The sequence below is a fragment of the Halobacillus karajensis genome (assembly GCF_900108515.1).
GTDB classification, from domain to species: Bacteria; Bacillota; Bacilli; order Bacillales; family Halobacillaceae; genus Halobacillus; species Halobacillus karajensis.
On sequence record NZ_FNWW01000001.1, the window covers coordinates 490,044 to 506,732 of the forward strand.

The 16,689-nt window shown below is 43.9% G+C and carries 18 protein-coding genes and 1 pseudogene; 5 read left to right on the plus strand and 14 right to left on the minus strand.

The features are described 5' to 3' along the window. Window positions 1-35: 35 nt before the first annotated feature. From BLW54_RS02275 to BLW54_RS02285, 3 genes are all read right to left on the minus strand, one after another. Window positions 36-1,316 (minus strand): TRAP transporter large permease, encoded by a 1,281-nt coding sequence (locus BLW54_RS02275; RefSeq protein WP_035506570.1) that lies wholly within the window; start codon window positions 1,314-1,316, stop codon window positions 36-38. Next, window positions 1,313-1,861 carry a TRAP transporter small permease gene (locus BLW54_RS02280; protein ID WP_414625735.1) on the minus strand — a complete coding sequence of 183 codons (549 nt, stop codon included), beginning with the start codon at window positions 1,859-1,861 and terminating at the stop codon, window positions 1,313-1,315. The genes BLW54_RS02275 and BLW54_RS02280 overlap by 4 nt, the downstream gene beginning before the upstream one ends. Window positions 1,862-1,927: 66 nt before the next feature. Further along, window positions 1,928-2,977 (minus strand): TRAP transporter substrate-binding protein, encoded by a 1,050-nt coding sequence (locus BLW54_RS02285; RefSeq protein WP_074733155.1) that lies wholly within the window; start codon window positions 2,975-2,977, stop codon window positions 1,928-1,930. 350 nt (window positions 2,978-3,327) lie between these two features. Between BLW54_RS02285 and BLW54_RS02290 the strand changes: the two genes are divergently transcribed. Together BLW54_RS02290 and BLW54_RS02295 are read left to right on the plus strand one after the other, a co-directional pair. After that, window positions 3,328-4,185, plus strand: coding sequence for a MurR/RpiR family transcriptional regulator (locus tag BLW54_RS02290; protein WP_035506576.1), 858 nt, complete (start codon window positions 3,328-3,330; stop codon window positions 4,183-4,185). Window positions 4,186-4,199: 14 nt separating this feature from the next. After that, complete coding sequence (locus tag BLW54_RS02295; protein ID WP_074733156.1) at window positions 4,200-5,681, plus strand: gluconokinase; 1,482 nt, start codon at window positions 4,200-4,202, stop codon at window positions 5,679-5,681. Between the two features lie 67 nt (window positions 5,682-5,748). On the opposite strand, the gene BLW54_RS02300 is transcribed toward BLW54_RS02295, so the two are convergent. The 6 genes and pseudogenes from BLW54_RS02300 to BLW54_RS20240 form a co-directional block, all read right to left on the minus strand. After that, on the minus strand, window positions 5,749-7,410 hold the full coding sequence (locus BLW54_RS02300) for a sodium:solute symporter family protein (RefSeq protein ID WP_035506579.1): 1,662 nt from the start codon (window positions 7,408-7,410) through the stop codon (window positions 5,749-5,751). A gap of 15 nt (window positions 7,411-7,425) precedes the next feature. After that, window positions 7,426-7,722 carry a DUF4212 domain-containing protein gene (locus tag BLW54_RS02305; protein ID WP_035506580.1) on the minus strand — a complete coding sequence of 99 codons (297 nt, stop codon included), beginning with the start codon at window positions 7,720-7,722 and terminating at the stop codon, window positions 7,426-7,428. 21 nt (window positions 7,723-7,743) lie between these two features. Next, window positions 7,744-7,929 carry a hypothetical protein gene (locus BLW54_RS02310; RefSeq protein ID WP_035506581.1) on the minus strand — a complete coding sequence of 62 codons (186 nt, stop codon included), beginning with the start codon at window positions 7,927-7,929 and terminating at the stop codon, window positions 7,744-7,746. A gap of 368 nt (window positions 7,930-8,297) precedes the next feature. Then, complete coding sequence (locus BLW54_RS21110) at window positions 8,298-8,513, minus strand: peptidoglycan-binding domain-containing protein (RefSeq protein WP_341853308.1); 216 nt, start codon at window positions 8,511-8,513, stop codon at window positions 8,298-8,300. A gap of 69 nt (window positions 8,514-8,582) precedes the next feature. Continuing rightward, a pseudogene (locus BLW54_RS21115) lies at window positions 8,583-8,822 on the minus strand (peptidoglycan-binding domain-containing protein); the annotation flags it as partial. Next, the gene (locus BLW54_RS20240; RefSeq protein ID WP_083391463.1) at window positions 8,798-9,124 is read right to left on the minus strand and encodes a M15 family metallopeptidase domain-containing protein; all 327 of its coding nucleotides are present in this window, start codon (window positions 9,122-9,124) and stop codon (window positions 8,798-8,800) included. The gene BLW54_RS20240 and the pseudogene BLW54_RS21115, both read right to left, overlap by 25 nt. 267 nt (window positions 9,125-9,391) lie before the next feature. On the opposite strand from BLW54_RS20240, the gene BLW54_RS02320 reads away from it, so the two are divergent. Continuing rightward, the gene (locus BLW54_RS02320) at window positions 9,392-10,108 is read left to right on the plus strand and encodes a DsbA family oxidoreductase (protein WP_074733157.1); all 717 of its coding nucleotides are present in this window, start codon (window positions 9,392-9,394) and stop codon (window positions 10,106-10,108) included. Between the two features lie 66 nt (window positions 10,109-10,174). Here the strand turns inward: BLW54_RS02320 and BLW54_RS02325 are convergent, their stop codons facing one another. Together BLW54_RS02325 and BLW54_RS02330 are read right to left on the minus strand one after the other, a co-directional pair. After that, complete coding sequence (locus BLW54_RS02325) at window positions 10,175-10,627, minus strand: hypothetical protein (protein WP_035506586.1); 453 nt, start codon at window positions 10,625-10,627, stop codon at window positions 10,175-10,177. A gap of 3 nt (window positions 10,628-10,630) precedes the next feature. After that, window positions 10,631-11,443 (minus strand): DUF3100 domain-containing protein, encoded by an 813-nt coding sequence (locus tag BLW54_RS02330; RefSeq protein ID WP_074733158.1) that lies wholly within the window; start codon window positions 11,441-11,443, stop codon window positions 10,631-10,633. A gap of 149 nt (window positions 11,444-11,592) precedes the next feature. Between BLW54_RS02330 and BLW54_RS02335 the strand changes: the two genes are divergently transcribed. Next, on the plus strand, window positions 11,593-13,014 hold the full coding sequence (locus BLW54_RS02335; RefSeq protein WP_074733159.1) for a hypothetical protein: 1,422 nt from the start codon (window positions 11,593-11,595) through the stop codon (window positions 13,012-13,014). Between the two features lie 429 nt (window positions 13,015-13,443). On the opposite strand, the gene BLW54_RS02340 is transcribed toward BLW54_RS02335, so the two are convergent. Next, entirely contained in the window at window positions 13,444-14,361 is a 918-nt protein-coding gene (locus tag BLW54_RS02340) for an aldose epimerase family protein (protein WP_074733160.1), read from the minus strand. A 210-nt stretch (window positions 14,362-14,571) separates the two neighbouring features. Then, window positions 14,572-14,943, minus strand: a complete 372-nt coding sequence (locus tag BLW54_RS02345; RefSeq protein ID WP_074733161.1) for a hypothetical protein — start codon at window positions 14,941-14,943, stop codon at window positions 14,572-14,574. Between the two features lie 212 nt (window positions 14,944-15,155). Between BLW54_RS02345 and BLW54_RS02350 the strand changes: the two genes are divergently transcribed. Further along, window positions 15,156-16,091 carry an LCP family glycopolymer transferase gene (locus BLW54_RS02350; RefSeq protein WP_074733162.1) on the plus strand — a complete coding sequence of 312 codons (936 nt, stop codon included), beginning with the start codon at window positions 15,156-15,158 and terminating at the stop codon, window positions 16,089-16,091. Window positions 16,092-16,150: 59 nt separating this feature from the next. Here BLW54_RS02350 and BLW54_RS02355 read toward each other — a convergent pair whose 3' ends face one another. Further along, the gene (locus BLW54_RS02355; RefSeq protein WP_074733163.1) at window positions 16,151-16,564 is read right to left on the minus strand and encodes a hypothetical protein; all 414 of its coding nucleotides are present in this window, start codon (window positions 16,562-16,564) and stop codon (window positions 16,151-16,153) included. Window positions 16,565-16,689 lie beyond the last annotated feature (125 nt).

A 16,689-nucleotide genomic window follows, 5' to 3' on the forward strand; every position in this document is an offset into this window, starting at 1 on the left:
GATTTTTCGTGACAAGGAGGGTCAGTCCTTTTTCATCATTCGGCGAAACTAAGCAGCCATAGAGACAGCTCTGGAATGAACGTAATCATAAGCAGGGAGAAGATCATCGCGAAAAAGTATGGGATGATCGCCCTGGATAACTGTTCAATGGACAACCCGGATATACCGGATCCGACAAATAGGTTTACACCCAGCGGTGGTGTAATAAAGCCGATTGCCAAGTTTACCACCATGATGATTCCAAAATGAATCGGATCATAGTCAAGATTCACTGCAATTGGGAGCAGAATCGGTGTTAGAATAATAATGGCTGCCAGTGTATCCATGAAACAGCCGACTACCAATAACAATAATGTAATCAACAAAATCAGGATGATCTCGTTTTCTGAAATAGACAGAAGGAAATTCGCGACCTGTGTCGGAATCTGTTCAATTGTTAACAGACGTCCGAAAGCCGTCGCTGAACCGACGATAATCAAGACGGTCGCTGTCGTCAAAGCAGAGTCAGCAAAGATCTTCGGCATATCCTTGATCGATAGCTCCCGATATAGGAACAATCCGGCAATTACGCCATATACGACAGCAATAACGGCTGCTTCTGTCGGTGTGAAAATCCCTCCATAAATACCTCCAAGGATAATAATTGGAATGACAAGAGCCCATTTCGCTTCCCATAATGTTTTTAGGATATTAGAAAAAGACGTTTTTTCAGCCAAACCTTTGTATCCTTGTTTTCTGGAATAGATATAGGCCCACATTAGAAGCGCACCACCGACGATCAATCCTGGAATGATGCCGGCAATGAACATATCACCGATGGACGCGCCGCCAACAACTCCATAGATTACCATTGGGATACTTGGTGGGATGATAACTCCAATGGAACCGGCAGCGGCAACTGTTGCGGTCGCGAATTTCTTGTCATACCCTTGTCTAACCATCGCTGGAATCATGATGCCTCCGATAGCCGCCACGGTCGCTGGTCCTGAACCTGAAATGGCCGCAAAGAACATACATGTGACGATGGTTGCCATCGCAAAGCCACCTGTTTTGTTACCTACAAGGGCGTTTGCGAAATTGAAAAGCCGCTCGGAAATGCCGCCTTTCCCCATAATTTCACCGGCAAGGATGAAAAAGGGAACGGCCATTAATGGGAATGAATCGACGGATGTAACGAGTTCCTTCATTAAGAACTGAACCGGGATGGCCCCCGTATAGAAAATCGTCGCAAGCGTAGATAATCCGAGTGCGATTCCAATCGGTACACTAAGTAAGAGGAAGAGGGCAAATGTCCCGAATAATACGATTGTTGTCATGATTCATCCTCCCCTTCCTGCTTCTGCATCCGATCGCGTTCATCTTCGACATGAAGTTCTTTTTTACCAAATAGCATCCTGAACTGGACAAACAAATTTTGTATCAAACGGATCGCCGTTAAAGCAAAACCTACCGGGGTAGCCATGTACACCCAGCCCATCGGTATATGTAAAGCCGGTGATTTCTGACCAAATGACAGGAGCTGGGATGCGATATCATAGCCATTGAATACCACGTACAAACTGAAAACTAAGAATAATAGATTAGAAATGATAGCAAGCATCAATTTTGCTTTTCCTTTAAGTAAGAGAAGCATAACGTCCACTTTGATGTGACGTTGTTTTTTCACTCCATAACTGATTCCAATATACACAAGCCATATAAAGCAATACCGTCCAAGTTCTTCCGACCAAGACAGTGAATTTCCTGATACACGCATAGCTACTTGCAGGAAAATGACACTGACCATGGTTGTCGAGAAAATAACGAGCAGCACTTCTTCTAATCTCCGATCGATCGCTCGAATGATGTTCAATTCCCTCACCTCAACTGACCCTGAATGGAGAAGAATACGCTGCAGACCCTCTACAGCGTACTCCCCGACATTCTATTATTTTTGCACGTCTTCAATTGCCTGATAAACTTTATCGACAGTTTCTTCACCGATCTTGCTCTTATAATCTTCAATTACAGGAGCCACAGCATCGACCATTTCCTGACGTGCTTCATCCGTAATTTCTGTATATTCCATTCCTTCTTCTTGAAGCTTTTCTAAATACTTCTCGTTGGCTTCACGGTTCAACTTACGTTCGTACTCGCCTGCTTCCACCGCAGCATCTTTCATGATTTTCTGTTGTTCTTCTGTCAAACCATCATAGAAAGATTTACTCATCAAGAAAACGAATGGACTGTAGATGTGGTGCGTGTCAGATACGTGTTTCTGTACTTCATAGAACTTTTGCAAATAAATCGTTGCATAAGGGTTCTCCTGGCCGTCTACTGTACCCTGCTGCATTGCTGTGAACAATTCTGTAAATGCCATTGGCGTCGGGTTTGCACCTAGTGCTTTGAAGGCATCTAAATGAAGGTCGTTTTCCATTGTACGAATTTTAAGGCCATCGAAATCATCTACTGATGCTACGGCACGCTCACTGTTTGTCAGGTCACGGAAGCCATTTTCCCAATAAGCGAGGCCGACAAGGTTTTGTTCTTCCAATTTTCCTAGTAACTCTTGGCCTACTTCACCGTCAAGCACTTTGTCCGCTACTTCTTCATTCGGGAATAGGAACGGAATATCAAAGACACTGAATTCTGGAACGAAGTTTGCAAGTGGGGCCGTGGAAGGAATAACCACTTCTTGTGAACCAAGCTGTAGAGCCTCTGTCATGGAACGATCATCACCAAGCTGGCCGCTGTGATAGGTTTCAACTTCAATCGCACCATCTGTTTTTTCCTCCACAATTTCTTTAAACTTTAATAGACCTTTATATTGTGGATGATCACTGTTCAGCCCGATTCCGGCTTTAATTGTTTTAGTTTCACCGCCGTCCTCTGAAGCGCTTTCATCATTGCCGCTGCTGGACTCTGCATCGCCATTTCCGCATGCGGCAAGAACGGTAATCAAAAGAAGCATGGACAATAAGCCAAATAATTTCTTCATGTTAACCTCTCCCCTTGTATGTAAATTTTTTCACCAAACAAATGAACCTTCCCCGAATTAGTAACCGCTTTCAATTTACAGCTAAAAAACAGGAATCGATTCCATAGAAAATACATCCCTCTGTTGCGCGCTGTCGACCCCCTCCATTAAGCGCTTTCATATCACGCCTAAAAAAATGTCGTCACCATTTGTCACAACTTTGAAAATTATTTTCTGTAATTCCGATTATACAATAAATCTTTTTTTGTTCAATAGTTTTTCAGAAAATTTTTTCACTATATCCAAACTTTCTTTTGAAATTATTTTCATATACAATGAAAACTAGTAGGAAATTCGAAGGAGGAGTCCTTATGATTGAACCCCCAACGAAGCATGTCATCAGCCGAATCCGCTCTTCTTACAACCAGTTCAGTGAGAAAGAGAAGTTAATCGCTGATTACATATTGGAAAACACAGAGGACATCGTCCACTCTACCATTAACCAAGTTGCCGATGACCTTATGGTCGCTGATGCAACCGTTTTCAGATTCTGCAAACGAATTGGATTCAAGGGATACCAGGCGATGAAGATTGCCCTTGCCTCAGAAATCGTGAATCCAATAAAGGATATCCACGAAACCATTTCTGAAAATGATACAGATCTTGAAATTACTGAAAAAGTATTTCAAGCAAATATCCGTGCATTGGAAACGTCCCGGGATGTTCAAAACCCTTTATCCTTGCAAAAAGCGATGAAGTACCTTATTGAAGCCGATCGTGTCTTCTTTTTTGGAAGTGGGGGATCGAACATCCTTGCGATGGATGCCCAGCACAAATTCATTCGGACAGGAATGGAAGCCCATGCCTACCCTGATACTCACCTTCAGCTCATGTCTGCTTCCCAAATGAGAGAAAACGACGTGGCTGTAGTCATTTCCCACACAGGATCCAATCAGGATATCCTGGATATCGTAGACGTGGCGAAAAAGAACCAAGTCAAAACCATTGCCATCACGAACTTTGCGAAATCACCGCTAACGAAAGTGGTTGATCTTTCCTTATATACAGTGGCAGAGGAAACGGAATTTCGATCCGAAGCTCTAGCTTCAAGAATCGCAGGGTTGTCCCTGATTGATTCTCTGTTCGTCAATTATAGTGTGAAAATGAAAGAACAAGCACAAGCGGCTACGCAGAAGATGCGAGACGCGATATCGAGGAAACGTGTGTAGAAAGGAAGTCTTATATGGATTATGTCATTGGATTAGATATTGGAACGACAAGCGCGAAATCCGTCGTTTTTCATAAAAACGGAGAGGTGGCAGCTGAATATGAAGTCGCCTACCCTCTCTCTCATCCTGTGGTCGGTTATGCAGAACAGGATCCCCTTCAAATTGAACAAGCCGCACTTGAAGCTTTGAACATTAGTACACGAACGCTCGAATGCGGGAAAATTGCCGGCGTCGGTATATCTGCGGCTATGCATTCGTTGATTTGCATGGATAAAAATGGTGCCTCGTTGTGCCCATCGATGATTTGGGCCGATGCGCGCAGTGCCAGTGAAGCATCCACTTTGAAAGAGGAACAACCCGACGTATATATGCGAACCGGAACACCACTCCATCCGATGTCTCCTTTATCCAAGTTGATATGGATGAAGAACAATCAATATGAACCTTGGAAACAGGCCGACTATTTTGTTTCTGTAAAAGAATTTCTATTGTACCGTTGGTTTGGCGAGAAAGTGGTAGATTACTCCATCGCGGCTGCGACAGGGCTCTTCAATATTCATGAGCACCGTTGGGATGAAGAAACATTGGCCATCGCAGGGATCCATCCGGAACAGCTTTTCACCCCTGTTGCTCCTACCTATGCCATGAGCGGGATGAAGGAAGACTTGATTGAAAAATCAGGCTTGGCTCCCTCTACCCCTTTTGTTATTGGTGGAAGTGACGGACCGCTGGCCAACCTTGGTATCGGTGCCATTCAGCCTGGCGAAACAGCGATTACGATCGGCACAAGTGGAGCGATTCGTCAATTCTCAAGTGAGCCACTATTAGATGACAAACAGGAAGTATTCTCTTATAGTTTCACCGATGATTTGTGGATTACAGGGGGGCCGTCTAATAATGGCGGCCTCGTATTGAAATGGGTACAGCAACTCTTATCAGAAGAGAGAGAGGTCCCTATTGAAGAATTGACAAAACTTGCTGGAGAAGTGGAAGCGGGTTCGGGAAATTTATTATTCCTTCCATACTTAAATGGTGAACGGGCGCCATTTTGGAATGCAGAAGCCAAAGGATCCTATATTGGCCTCACCCCCTCCCATAAAAAGGGGCATGTGACACGCGCCGCCATGGAAGGCGTTCTGTTTTCCATTTTTCACATTGGAAAGGCGTTGGAACGCCTGGGCAACCATCATGAAACCATTTATGCAAGTGGCGGATTCGCCCGCTCGGAAACGTGGATACAAATGCTCGCGGACATCTTTAACAAAAGAATCGATCTTCCGGTCAGTCACCAAAGTTCCGCCTGGGGAGCCGCCTGGGTTGCTCTGTATAGCTTAGGTCATGTCGATGATTTGACCTCTATCAAGTCCTCCATCCCAATGAAGGAACATTATGAGCCAAATGCTGATAACCATCAAAAATATCAGGCACTCTTTGAAGTCTATCAATCTGTTTCAGACAAACTACAAATAGACTTCGCCAAATTGCATCGTATGTAATATGAAAATATAGAAGGCACCAGGACCTCCATTTATTGGATGCCTGGTGCCCCTGTTTTATTCATTTTTATTTGGCGTCTTCTTTGAGCCAGTATTCGCCATCTTTGTATTCGATTTGTTCCGGATAACGGAGATCTGTAACTTCGTCCTGGGTTTGTTTGGATGGTGGTGCAGTCATCAACGATACCACGATGTTCGCTAAAATCGCGGCCGCCGCCCCGAAGACCCCGGCTCCTGTATCAATGATCCCAAGTATAGTGAAACCCCCATACTTAGCAGCGAAAATATACCCGAGTGTCACAGATAAACCAACGAGCATACCTGCGATAACCCCTGGACCATTGGCACGCTTCCACCAGACTCCAAGAAGAAGTGCAGGAAAGAAGGAACCGGATGCAAGGGCAAATGCCCAGGCTACTATTTGAGTAATGGCACCCGGTGGGTTCAAGGCAATCAGTCCTGCGGCAACTGTAGCAAGCACAATGGACCAACGACCAACCGCCAATCGCTTTTTCTCACTGGCATTCGGATTGATCGAACGGAAATAAATATCGTGGGACAAGGCAGCAGAGATGGCAATCATCAGACCGCCTGCCGTGGACAAAGCAGCTGCCATCGCACCGGCTGCCATCAAACCGATGACAAAAATACCAAGGTTGGCAATTTCCGGTGTGGCCATAACGACAATGTCATTACTAATGACGAGTTCGGACCATTGCAAAACCCCGTCACTATTGCTATCCGCTAGGGAAAGCCGTCCTGTATCCACCCAGGCTTGTGTCCATGCAGGAAGGTTATTCAATGATGAGCCCGCTACTTCTGTCATTAAGATAAAACGGGAAAAAGCCGCATAAGCTGGAGCGGATAAATAAAGTAGACCGATGAATAACAGCGCCCATGCCCCACTCCATCGTGCCGCTTTCATCGTTGCCACTGTATAAAAACGGACAATGACGTGCGGCAGACCTGCTGTACCTGCCATTAAGGTGAACATGAGAGCTATAAACTGCCATTTCGTGCCTTCGGTAAATGGAACGACGTATTCAGAAATTCCAAGTTCTTGGTCAATGGCTCGCATTTCTGACACGACATCTCCATAGGAAAGCCATGGAGCTGGGTTTTGAGTCAACTGCATCGACATAAAAATGACCGGGATCAAGTAAGCAATAATCAAAACTAAATACTGTGCGACCTGGGTCCAGGTAATTCCTTTCATCCCGCCCATTGCCGAGTAAAAAGCAATCAGTACTACACCAATTAATGTACCAATCACCGTATTCACTTCCAGTAAACGCCCGATAACAACGCCTGAACCGGATAACTGCCCAACGGAGTAAGTGAAACTAATAATAATGGTGGCAACTGCCGCAATCAACCGAGCCGTGTTGCTGCGGTAACGGTCGCCAATAAATTCCGGCACTGTATACCGGCCATATTTTCTTAACTGAGGAGCTAATAGAAAGGTGAGCAGCAAATAGCCGCCGGTCCATCCCATGATATAGGCAAGCCCATCATACCCTAGGATCATGACCGTTCCAGCCATCCCAATGAATGAAGCTGCACTCATCCAATCTGCACCGATAGCCATGCCGTTAAAGACAGGTGGTACTCCTCGGCCTGCGACATAAAAATCTGATGTAGCCCTTGCTTTATTGTAGATAGCGATACCTATGTATAATGCAAAAGTAGCGACAATTAAAGCAAGGGAGACTATAAACTGTGCGTCCATATTTCTCCCCCTATCTTATTCGTTAACAGCTGATTTTTGTTCGGAATTTTGTTTAGGAATTAAGCCGAATTTTTTATCTACCATATCGCTGATCATTGCATTAAAGAATAGAAGTACGATAAAAGTAAGGACCGCTCCCTGGGCCCCCATGTAATATGGAAGTGGAAGTCCCATCACTGTAAAGGACTGAAGACTTTCGGCAGCAAGAACAACGACAAAAGAAACAAGCGCACCTATTCCAAGGTAAATGCAGATCATCATCGTTCGCAGGCGGAAATAAGCCCTCGCTTTCTGTGGATCCATCTTTTTCATATGCTTTCACCTCCCTTCCCATTATCCTCTCAGATTAAAAATGAATTGAACGGTTTCCCAAAATGGCATGGGAACCATCATGATTTTCACTAATGCCACCCCGAAAAGTGCGACAAAAGGGAGAGCTAATAAAAGTGGCCGCTTCTTCCTGAGTGCAAAAACAACAGACAATACGGTCACAACGGCAAGAATAATCGTCGTCAGCAACGATTTGACCTCCTTTCGTTGAAAGCGTTAACAAATCCAAGTGAAAATTTTTGAGAATATTTAGATTTAACTGAATATTACAACTTGTATTATTCTAAATATCTCATAATTTGTCAACAGATATGTCGGAACTCCTAGATATTTTGGTGTGAGGATATCACTCATGGCAGGGAGCTTAAGATTTCGAGAACGATCTATGGTAAGGGTCGTTGAGGAAGGGGGAGAATCCCACGGAAGAAGGAGTGAGGCAAGATCCCATAGGGCAAACTGGCCAGTTCCCCGTAAGAAAAGGAACCCTTCCCCATCAGCCCTAAAATCTACATCGAAATCTAGTCTTCCAACTAACTGCCCTTCGTTTGACTATCAACCTATCTCTTTTTCGGGGGCTTGTACCCAAACATGGTTCGCCAAGTGATGGGGCCGACGACACCATCCACTTCGAGACGGTGCTGCTGTTGGAAAGAACAGACGGCCGCTTCTGTTTTTGGACCAAACCTACCATCATCTTCTGTGCCGACCATACGCTGAACCCTTTTCACATTCACTCCCCGGGAGCCGAAGTATAACGGTGCTCCTGGATACATTCGGGCATTCAATCTGTTGATTGTCAGAGGACCAGCGCTTCCATCTACTTCCAACCCTTCTTGATGTTGAAACGCTTTGATGGCTGTTTTTGTTTTCGGACCATAGATTCCATCGATGAGGCCTGGATTGTAGCCGAGCTTATTCAATTTCTTTTGAACCTCTTTTACATCCTTGGTGACCGGCGGCCATTCTAAATGGGCATAATCTTTAAAGCTTGTCCAATCTCCTCCCCACTGAAAACCAAGAGACTTCGCTATTTTAGCCACTTCACGCCAGTTCGCGTTCACTGTCCATAAGGCATTTTTTCCATCCGCGCTGACAAGGAAAAAGTCGACCGCCCGCCCACTATGATGATTGCTTTTCCTGGTGGGGCGTACGTTACGATAGAGCCACTATGACCATATCGCTTCCCTTTCCAATAATAATCCGGCCGTCCTTTTCCATATAGATGGGCTTGTTCTTCCCATGTGCGATGCCCTGAAGAGATTTGGGCAAAGATTCCACGCTCATAAGCCCGTTCGATCAACTCGAACACTTTTTCCTTCACCACCGGCTGTACTTTTCCCATGTTCCTTTCACTTCGGTCTTTTAATGTTTGACCAGAAATCATAAAAAAATCCCTCCCTGCTTCTATAATCGAAAGGGAGAGGAAACATGGTGTTAGAATGCTTAAAAAATGGAACACTAATGAGAGTACTCTAAGGGAGGTCCTCGTGACGACAGTAGGAGCCGCCCCCATCTCCAAAACTATCGGATGAGGTCTGCCCCCTGTCCTTTTTTCTTATTTGGACACCAACCTTAAAAAACAGAATAATGGAATTAAATTGTAGGTCATCGTAAAATAGAAAGGATGGATTCTACAGAAGAGGTGAACGTTATGAAAATAGAAGTATGGTCAGATTTCGTCTGTCCTTTTTGTTATATTGGAAAGCGCCGTTTAGAAGAAGCGTTGGATCAATTTCCAGGGAAAAATATAGAGATCGCCTATAAAAGTTTCGAGTTGGATCCGAATGCCGAACGCAATACAGAAAGCAACATGCACGAGAAACTCGCGTCCAAATACGGCCGGTCCCTTGAAGAAGCACGGGAAATGACCCAGAACATGACGGAACAGGCGAAAATGGTCGGGCTTGATTTCCATTTCGATTCCGTGATCCCGACCAATACCTTTGATGCTCACCGTGTTTCACAGCTAGCGAATGAAAAAGAAGTGGGCAAAGCTTTTACGGAGCGATTTTTCAAGGCTGTGCTTACAAATGGCCAAGATATTGGTGATCCTGCCACTATTACAGAGCTTGCTGCCGAAGCAGGTCTGGATCGTGATGAAGTAACGACGGTTCTTCAAGGAGAGCGTTATACAGACGCCGTACGCAGAGACGAAGCAGAAGCTCAGCAAATCGGTGTGCAGGGAGTTCCATTTTTTGTGATTAACCGGAAGTATGCCATTTCTGGTGCCCAACCCACAGAGGTGTTTGTGCAAGGACTTGAAAAAGCTTTAGCAGAAGAAACAGAAACGCCGGTGTTTGAAGATTTATCAAGTGAGAATGGAGCAGCCTGTACGGAAAACGGTTGTGAAGTCCCGGACAAAAAATAAATACGGATAAAAAAACCACGGGGGCGCCCCGTGGTTTTTTGTCTAAGAAATAAGTTTTTATCCAAGTTAAATAATCCCTTGAAACCTTAGGATCGCTTCTGCAATAAGAGCTGAGCCAAGAAATGTCCCAAGCATAACAAAGACAGCTACCACAATACTTTTCCATCCTAATTTCACAAAATCCGTCCACGACCGGCCAATGGCAATCCCCGCGTAGGCAAGGATGGGTGTCGTCAAGGCTAGTAAATCTACTTCGTTAGTTGCAGAGACGATGACTTGAGATCCCGGCATCCACGGCATGGATACGAGTACACCAACTAGAGCGACATAGGCAATACTCGGGATTGAACCTGGTATGATTTCGCCAAGGATTAATCCAACGAGACAAATGCCGAGCAGTATCAGCATTCCGGGAATGGCCTCAATAGCAACAATATCATAACCAATCCAATTTCCAAGGACCGAAACAGCCCCGAAAATCACAAGTAAGAGCACCCATTCTTGTATATTTTTCAACATTACTTATGCCCCCTTGCTTTCACTTGTGTTGTATTTTTTGTTCTTTGTCATGATTTGATAGAGGCGTTCGGTAATCGGTAAACCGATAAAAATGCTCATATAGAGCCCTGTCGATAAGGATAAAAGGTTACTGGCTCCCGCAAAGGCGAGGATTTCATTTTCCATATCCGGGAAAGCAGCCACAAGTGACCCACTAGCAGCGGCCATCATACTTCCACTCCCGATTCCTGATGCCATGGCAAAAGATAATGGATGAAGAGGTGTCCAGGTGGCAAGGAAGCCTGAAATCAATCCCATGAAGACAGCACCGAAGACGGTACCAAAAATATAAATCGCCATAACCCCGCGGCCCTCAGGAGAATTGAATCCGTATTTATCCATGATTAACCCGACGTTCGGTTCGCGTGCCACTGAGTGTGTCATGCCAATGCTTTCACGTTTCAGTCCTAAAAGGATGGCAACGGGGAGCGCAATCAGGATCGTGCCCAGGTTCCCAAACTCCTGAAGAAGTAAAGCAGGGCCGGCTTCAATTATCTGTGGCAAGGATGGCCCGATGATGACCCCGATTTTGGCAATGAGTACCGTTACCCCCAACACGATCAGCGGTTCTGCATTTTTCGACTGTTTGTCTTTAATCACTGGCGTAAAAAATAAAGCAAGACCCATAATGATAGCGTAAAGCATTGGCAATAAAAGAACGACGCCAGGACCGACAGTAAATGAATGCGTACCGATCGTTTCCGTAAGCAGAACGATGATAAGTACGACCGTATGGAGTCTCCAATCTTTCCAAATGTTCGTCAGTTGTTGTTTCATCGATTTCCTCCCTCAAAAAAATGAATAATACTAATCATTATAATGTTCTGAATTTAATTATCAAGAACAATTTTTGACAAAAAGGGAGAACCAGCGCTTCACCTCCTTTCATTCAACTGAATAGCCTATACCAAAAGGAGGCACTTTTGATGGAACTAACAATGTCTCATTGGATATACGGCTTATTCACACTCATCATTATATTCACCATGATTTTTCGAAAAGGGGTTGTTCTTCCAACACTACTCGGAACCTTCCTTGTTGCCTGGATCTTCAATGGAAGTTTAATCAGTGGTTTTGTTGGAGTATTCAATGCCAATTTGGTTGCAGCTAAAGAACTGTTCAATATTTTTCTGATCATTACTTTCATGGTTGCCTTGTTACGCTCGCTTAAAGACTTGGGCGCCGATACACGAATGATTCAACCCATTCAAAAAGTCATGATCAACAGCCATGTTTCTTTCCTTGTGCTTATTGGCGTCACCTATCTTGTTTCCCTATTTTTCTGGCCGACACCCGCCGTTCCGCTCATTTGTGCCTTACTCGTTCCCGCTGCTATTCGTGCAGGCCTACCGGCAATGGTCGCTGCCATGGCTGTGGCTCTCGCCGGACAGGGGATGGCTTTATCTTCCGACTACATCATTCAAGTGGCTCCCGAGTTATCAGCCAAAGCCGGTGGAATCGAAACGGGAGCGGTGATGGATCAAGCGCTGCTGTTGTCTGTCATTACAGGATTTGTTGCCATCAGTCTCGCTTACTTTTTTAACAGGAAAAGTTTCCGTTCTCCATCCGATCCAAAGAATGAGCAGGAATTTGCGAATATGCAGGGGTTTAACGATCGTGGAAAAGAAGGCACTACTCATGCTCAAGTGTGGAGCAAGGTTTTTGCCGTGGTCGTCCCATTATCGATGCTTGCAGTGATGATTTATATGGTATCAACGAAGCTTACCTCCGGCCGAATGGGTGGTTTTGAAGGGGGAAATGGGGCCGCCTTTATTGGGGGTGTGGCCGTCATTTTGTTACTATTGGCTACAATCGCTTTTGGGAAGCAAAAAGCGCTGGATTACGTAGGAGAGCATATTACTGAAGGGTTTATTTTTGCCTTTAAAGCTATGGGGCCGGTCATTCCAATTGCAGGGTTTTTCTTTCTTGGGAGTGCGGATTTTGCCAAAGATATACTCGTGCTTCCAGCTGAGGATACCCCATCCTTGCTTTTTGATCTTGTTCAGTCGAGTCAAGGGTATCTGCCTCAAAGTGCATTCCTGACTGCATTCAGTGTTTTAATCATCGGAATCATTACAGGGTTGGATGGCTCCGGGTTCTCTGGTCTGCCGCTGACGGGTGCTTTATCTGCTTCACTTGCAAACGGTACAGTGGATGCTTCTACTCTTGCAGCTATCGGACAGATGGGCTCGATATGGACCGGAGGCGGAACGATTATTGCCTGGTCTTCTCTGATTGCGATTGCTGGTTTCTGCGGGGTGCCTGTCATGGAACTCGTCCGCAAAAATTTCCTCCCTGTCATAATCGGCCTCATCACCTCCACCACCCTCGCTCTGATACTCCTTTAATCCATTCGACCGGGAGCTGTTAAGTTAATTCCAAATTATGGGTGACCTGGTACGGTGATTTTTGGTAATGGCGCTCTTCAGTAGAAAAAATTTTATTAAGGGATTTCTTTTTGTAAGTTATTGAAGGAAAAACACCTAAAAAAAGACAATCGAACCTCCTACAACGGGATAGGGGTTCGATTGTCTTCTTAGGTTCTATAGTCCTCTTTAATAATGGGGATGTTTTTAAGTATCTTCGTTTCTGTACAGGAGCTTATTTCATAAAGAGATTTTTGGTTGAAATGGTTTCCAACCCGTGAACTTTTCCCCTGCACATTAGACTTCCAGCAGTCCCACCTTTAGGAAAATGAAAGTTTCGATATCCTTTTGATCTTACACTCATAAATTTGGTACCGCTTTCAATAATGCCCAAAAAATATGGGAGATTTTTTAAAGTTTACTAATGTTCATCGAGAATGTCCAAGTACAGGAATCCTGTGCCGGGATGGAGGAAATAGCCTCTGTATTGCCTTTGCCATTAACCTCTTGACTATCACATGTACAAGGTACCAACGCCACTTTCTGTTTTCTCCCCTTAATCTTGGATACCCCAAGATAAGGAACTTTTGCCTCGGAAAAGTGATAGGTCAACTTACGGTTTATATGGGGTTGAACAAGTGAACACCATCCTTCTGTTAAAGGTTGGGTAAAGGAAAACCTTTCGATACTAGCCCGTTTCTTTGTCTCCACACCATTGGTTTCGCCTGTATGCTTAGTAAAAACTGAATTTGAATGCGTGGAACCTGGGCTTCCCATTTGTTCCTTTTCTACTTTTATCATATGAGTCATGCCATCAGGAACTTCTATTTCCGCACTGTCACCAGCATTTAACAGAGCATGCGGCGTCCATAAAAATGGAAGGGGTTCCTCACTTTGATTCACTGCCTCGTATTTAATTTTAAGACCATCGGAATGCAGGCAGATTCTTTTTTTCAAAGTATAGGGAAGTTCAGGATGATGGACTTGTAATGCTACCCCATCATTCGTCGCGTTGTAAGCCCATGGAAGCGTCCACACTTCCCCATGTGCCGGAATATCTTTCCGGTCTGACAGGCTTCGATCGAGACTTGTAAATATTTCATCAAAACCACTAAGATCGTAATCCGAAAAATCCGCTTCTTTGGGAGGAATGTCGAGTATAGATTGGTCTGTCTGACTCAGCCACTCGTAATCTACGACTTTATCAAAGAAGCTGACCATTTTCCCTCCATACTCCGGTAAAATCACCGCTCGTACTCGTTCATTTTCCAGCACCACGGCATCCAGGCCTTTAAATTTTGTCTTTTGATATGTGCATACATCTACCATGGTCACAACCTCCTTTTCCTAATTATTTCATAATCCTTCCCTATAATGAAAGATTAGAATAGCAAAAGTCATTAAAATGACTAAAATATATGTTGAGGTTTTCATTGTAGGTTTCTTTTAAACTATAAAAATGGTTATGGGCTCTTCTCATGGCCGTCCTAATCAATAAAAAAGGAGCATCCGTCCACTTTAACCAGGGACGAATGTTCCTTATGCATCCATTTGCATTTGCAGGACCATCCCCTCGAGAACATGTACATTCCTGGCATTAAAGCGTATGCCTTTGTAATCGAAGACAATAATTTGACCGTCCTTCACATTGAGAAGCTCTTCATAATTTTTATCTGTTGCAATTTTCTGATAGCTAATCGTTGCTGTCACATTTTTTCTTGAGAGGTAGACTTTCATTCCGTTCAATTGCGAACGAATTTTTGCATCCGGAGGCTCTTCCTCATAAAAATAAACAAAATGGAGTTCATTTTTCGTGGAAGATGTAAACTGTTGGATTGCCCTATCTGCCGCATTATCTGCACATCCCACCAACAAACCAAAAACAAACAACAGCCCCAACCACTTTCTCAATTTACATTCCTCCAAAATATAGCTTATACCACTATATGCCTGCCATCCCAGTGTTACTACAACTTCCTTATATTCCTATAGCATAACTTCCATATTCTGGATGACCTGGTACGACATATATTCCCAATTCTCATGTTTTGTTGCAATGTTTTTTTACATATATCTACAAAAATCGTATAATAGAGTAGTATTTTACAGAAAGAGGTGGAGGAATGAGACGTAAAGAGTTGAAGAAAAAGAAAAGACGTAAACGTAAACGCTGGAAAGTCGTCCTATTTGTGTTAGCTTTCATACTCTTAATTGGTGGAGTTTATTTATATACGATATTTCATGAAGTACGATCAACTGTAAACCAGGATTTGCATGAAGAGGTTACATCCATTGATACAGATGAAACGAAAGAGAAAGTCGATAAAAAAGAACCGCTGAATATTTTACTGCTCGGTGTGGACGAGCGTGAAAACGATGTGGGGCGTTCCGATACGATGATAGTAATGACTCTTGATCCGAACAATGACCAAATGCAAATGGTTAGTATCCCAAGAGATACCAAAACAGAAATCGCTGGAGATGGCCGTGTAACGAGAATTAACCACTCCTATGCGTATGGTGGCAGCGACATGGCTGTAAACACAGTTGAAAATTTCCTTGATATTGAATTGGACTATTACATGCGAGTGAATATGGAAGGTCTTTCTCAGCTTGTTGATGCTGTAGATGGTGTCACCATCAACAACGACCGTGCTTTCACTTCAGGTAAATTTGAGTTTCCAGAAGGAGAATTAGAGCTGGATGGAAGAGAAGCTCTAGCTTTTGTGCGGATGCGTAAAAATGATCCAAATGGAGACCTTGGGCGTAATGAGCGGCAACGTCAGGTTATCCAAGGGATTATAAATAAAGGGGCTCGTCTCGACGCTGTTAATAAAGTGGGCGATGTTATGGACGTCCTTGGAAATAATGTCAGTACAAACATGCAGTTTGCGGATATGCGCAGACTTGCCACTAACTACAGCAGTGCCCGTAAAAACTCGTCTACCTACCAAATGGAAGGTCAAAATATTCGAGAGAACGGTATGTTTTTAATTGATATGCCGGAAGAGGAGATTCAAAAAACTCACGATATGATCGTTAATTTTGGTTCAAATTAAGGCAAAACCCCTTCTCCTTGTTATGGAGAAGGGGTTTTTTCATCCGTGGAAACCTAAACCTATGCAGGAGGGGTATCCTCATTTTTATGATTCCTATATCTTTTAATGGCACGACTAATTCCAAGGAACACAAAGTAAATGCCGCAAAACAGGAAAAATCCTAGTAAACTGGCAACGGCATCTGCAAACTCCATATTCCCGCTACCCATAATCTTTTGCTGAATTTCTACTGCAAACACAAATACTAATACCATGGCAAATGTGAATAAGAAAGAAATGACTGAAATGCTCCACTTGGCTAATGCGTGGAAAAGAAGGTCCACAAAGATGAGACCAATGATTCCTAGAATACCAATCACCCAAAAATGGAGATCCTTATCTGTAAGTTCCCATCCCATCATGTCCGTGAGTTTCCAAATTACATCATGCCAAACATTGACGACGTCAGCCAGCAGTAAAATAATTTCTCTCATAGTAAAGTCTTTTATTCTCCTATCTCATAAACTAAAGCGAATCTATGGACAAGATAAAAATACCATAATACTGGCCGCTTGTATATGCTATTTACAAATACTTCCGTACCAGGACTACCAATATA

What these genes read in the sequence shown, in the direction of transcription:
- BLW54_RS02275 (WP_035506570.1), bottom strand. Translation starts at nt 1,316, where the DNA reads ATGACAACAATCGTATTATTCGGGACATTTGCCCTCTTCCTCTTACTT.
- BLW54_RS02285 (WP_074733155.1), bottom strand. Translation starts at nt 2,977, where the DNA reads ATGAAGAAATTATTTGGCTTATTGTCCATGCTTCTTTTGATTACCGTT.
- BLW54_RS02290 (WP_035506576.1), top strand. Translation starts at nt 3,328, where the DNA reads ATGATTGAACCCCCAACGAAGCATGTCATCAGCCGAATCCGCTCTTCT.
- BLW54_RS02295 (WP_074733156.1), top strand. Translation starts at nt 4,200, where the DNA reads ATGGATTATGTCATTGGATTAGATATTGGAACGACAAGCGCGAAATCC.
- BLW54_RS02300 (WP_035506579.1), bottom strand. Translation starts at nt 7,410, where the DNA reads ATGGACGCACAGTTTATAGTCTCCCTTGCTTTAATTGTCGCTACTTTT.
- BLW54_RS02305 (WP_035506580.1), bottom strand. Translation starts at nt 7,722, where the DNA reads ATGAAAAAGATGGATCCACAGAAAGCGAGGGCTTATTTCCGCCTGCGA.
- BLW54_RS21110 (WP_341853308.1), bottom strand. Translation starts at nt 8,513, where the DNA reads ATGTATCCAGGAGCACCGTTATACTTCGGCTCCCGGGGAGTGAATGTG.
- BLW54_RS20240 (WP_083391463.1), bottom strand. Translation starts at nt 9,124, where the DNA reads ATGATTTCTGGTCAAACATTAAAAGACCGAAGTGAAAGGAACATGGGA.
- BLW54_RS02320 (WP_074733157.1), top strand. Translation starts at nt 9,392, where the DNA reads ATGAAAATAGAAGTATGGTCAGATTTCGTCTGTCCTTTTTGTTATATT.
- BLW54_RS02325 (WP_035506586.1), bottom strand. Translation starts at nt 10,627, where the DNA reads ATGTTGAAAAATATACAAGAATGGGTGCTCTTACTTGTGATTTTCGGG.
- BLW54_RS02330 (WP_074733158.1), bottom strand. Translation starts at nt 11,443, where the DNA reads ATGAAACAACAACTGACGAACATTTGGAAAGATTGGAGACTCCATACG.
- BLW54_RS02335 (WP_074733159.1), top strand. Translation starts at nt 11,593, where the DNA reads ATGGAACTAACAATGTCTCATTGGATATACGGCTTATTCACACTCATC.
- BLW54_RS02340 (WP_074733160.1), bottom strand. Translation starts at nt 14,361, where the DNA reads ATGGTAGATGTATGCACATATCAAAAGACAAAATTTAAAGGCCTGGAT.
- BLW54_RS02350 (WP_074733162.1), top strand. Translation starts at nt 15,156, where the DNA reads ATGAGACGTAAAGAGTTGAAGAAAAAGAAAAGACGTAAACGTAAACGC.
- BLW54_RS02355 (WP_074733163.1), bottom strand. Translation starts at nt 16,564, where the DNA reads ATGAGAGAAATTATTTTACTGCTGGCTGACGTCGTCAATGTTTGGCAT.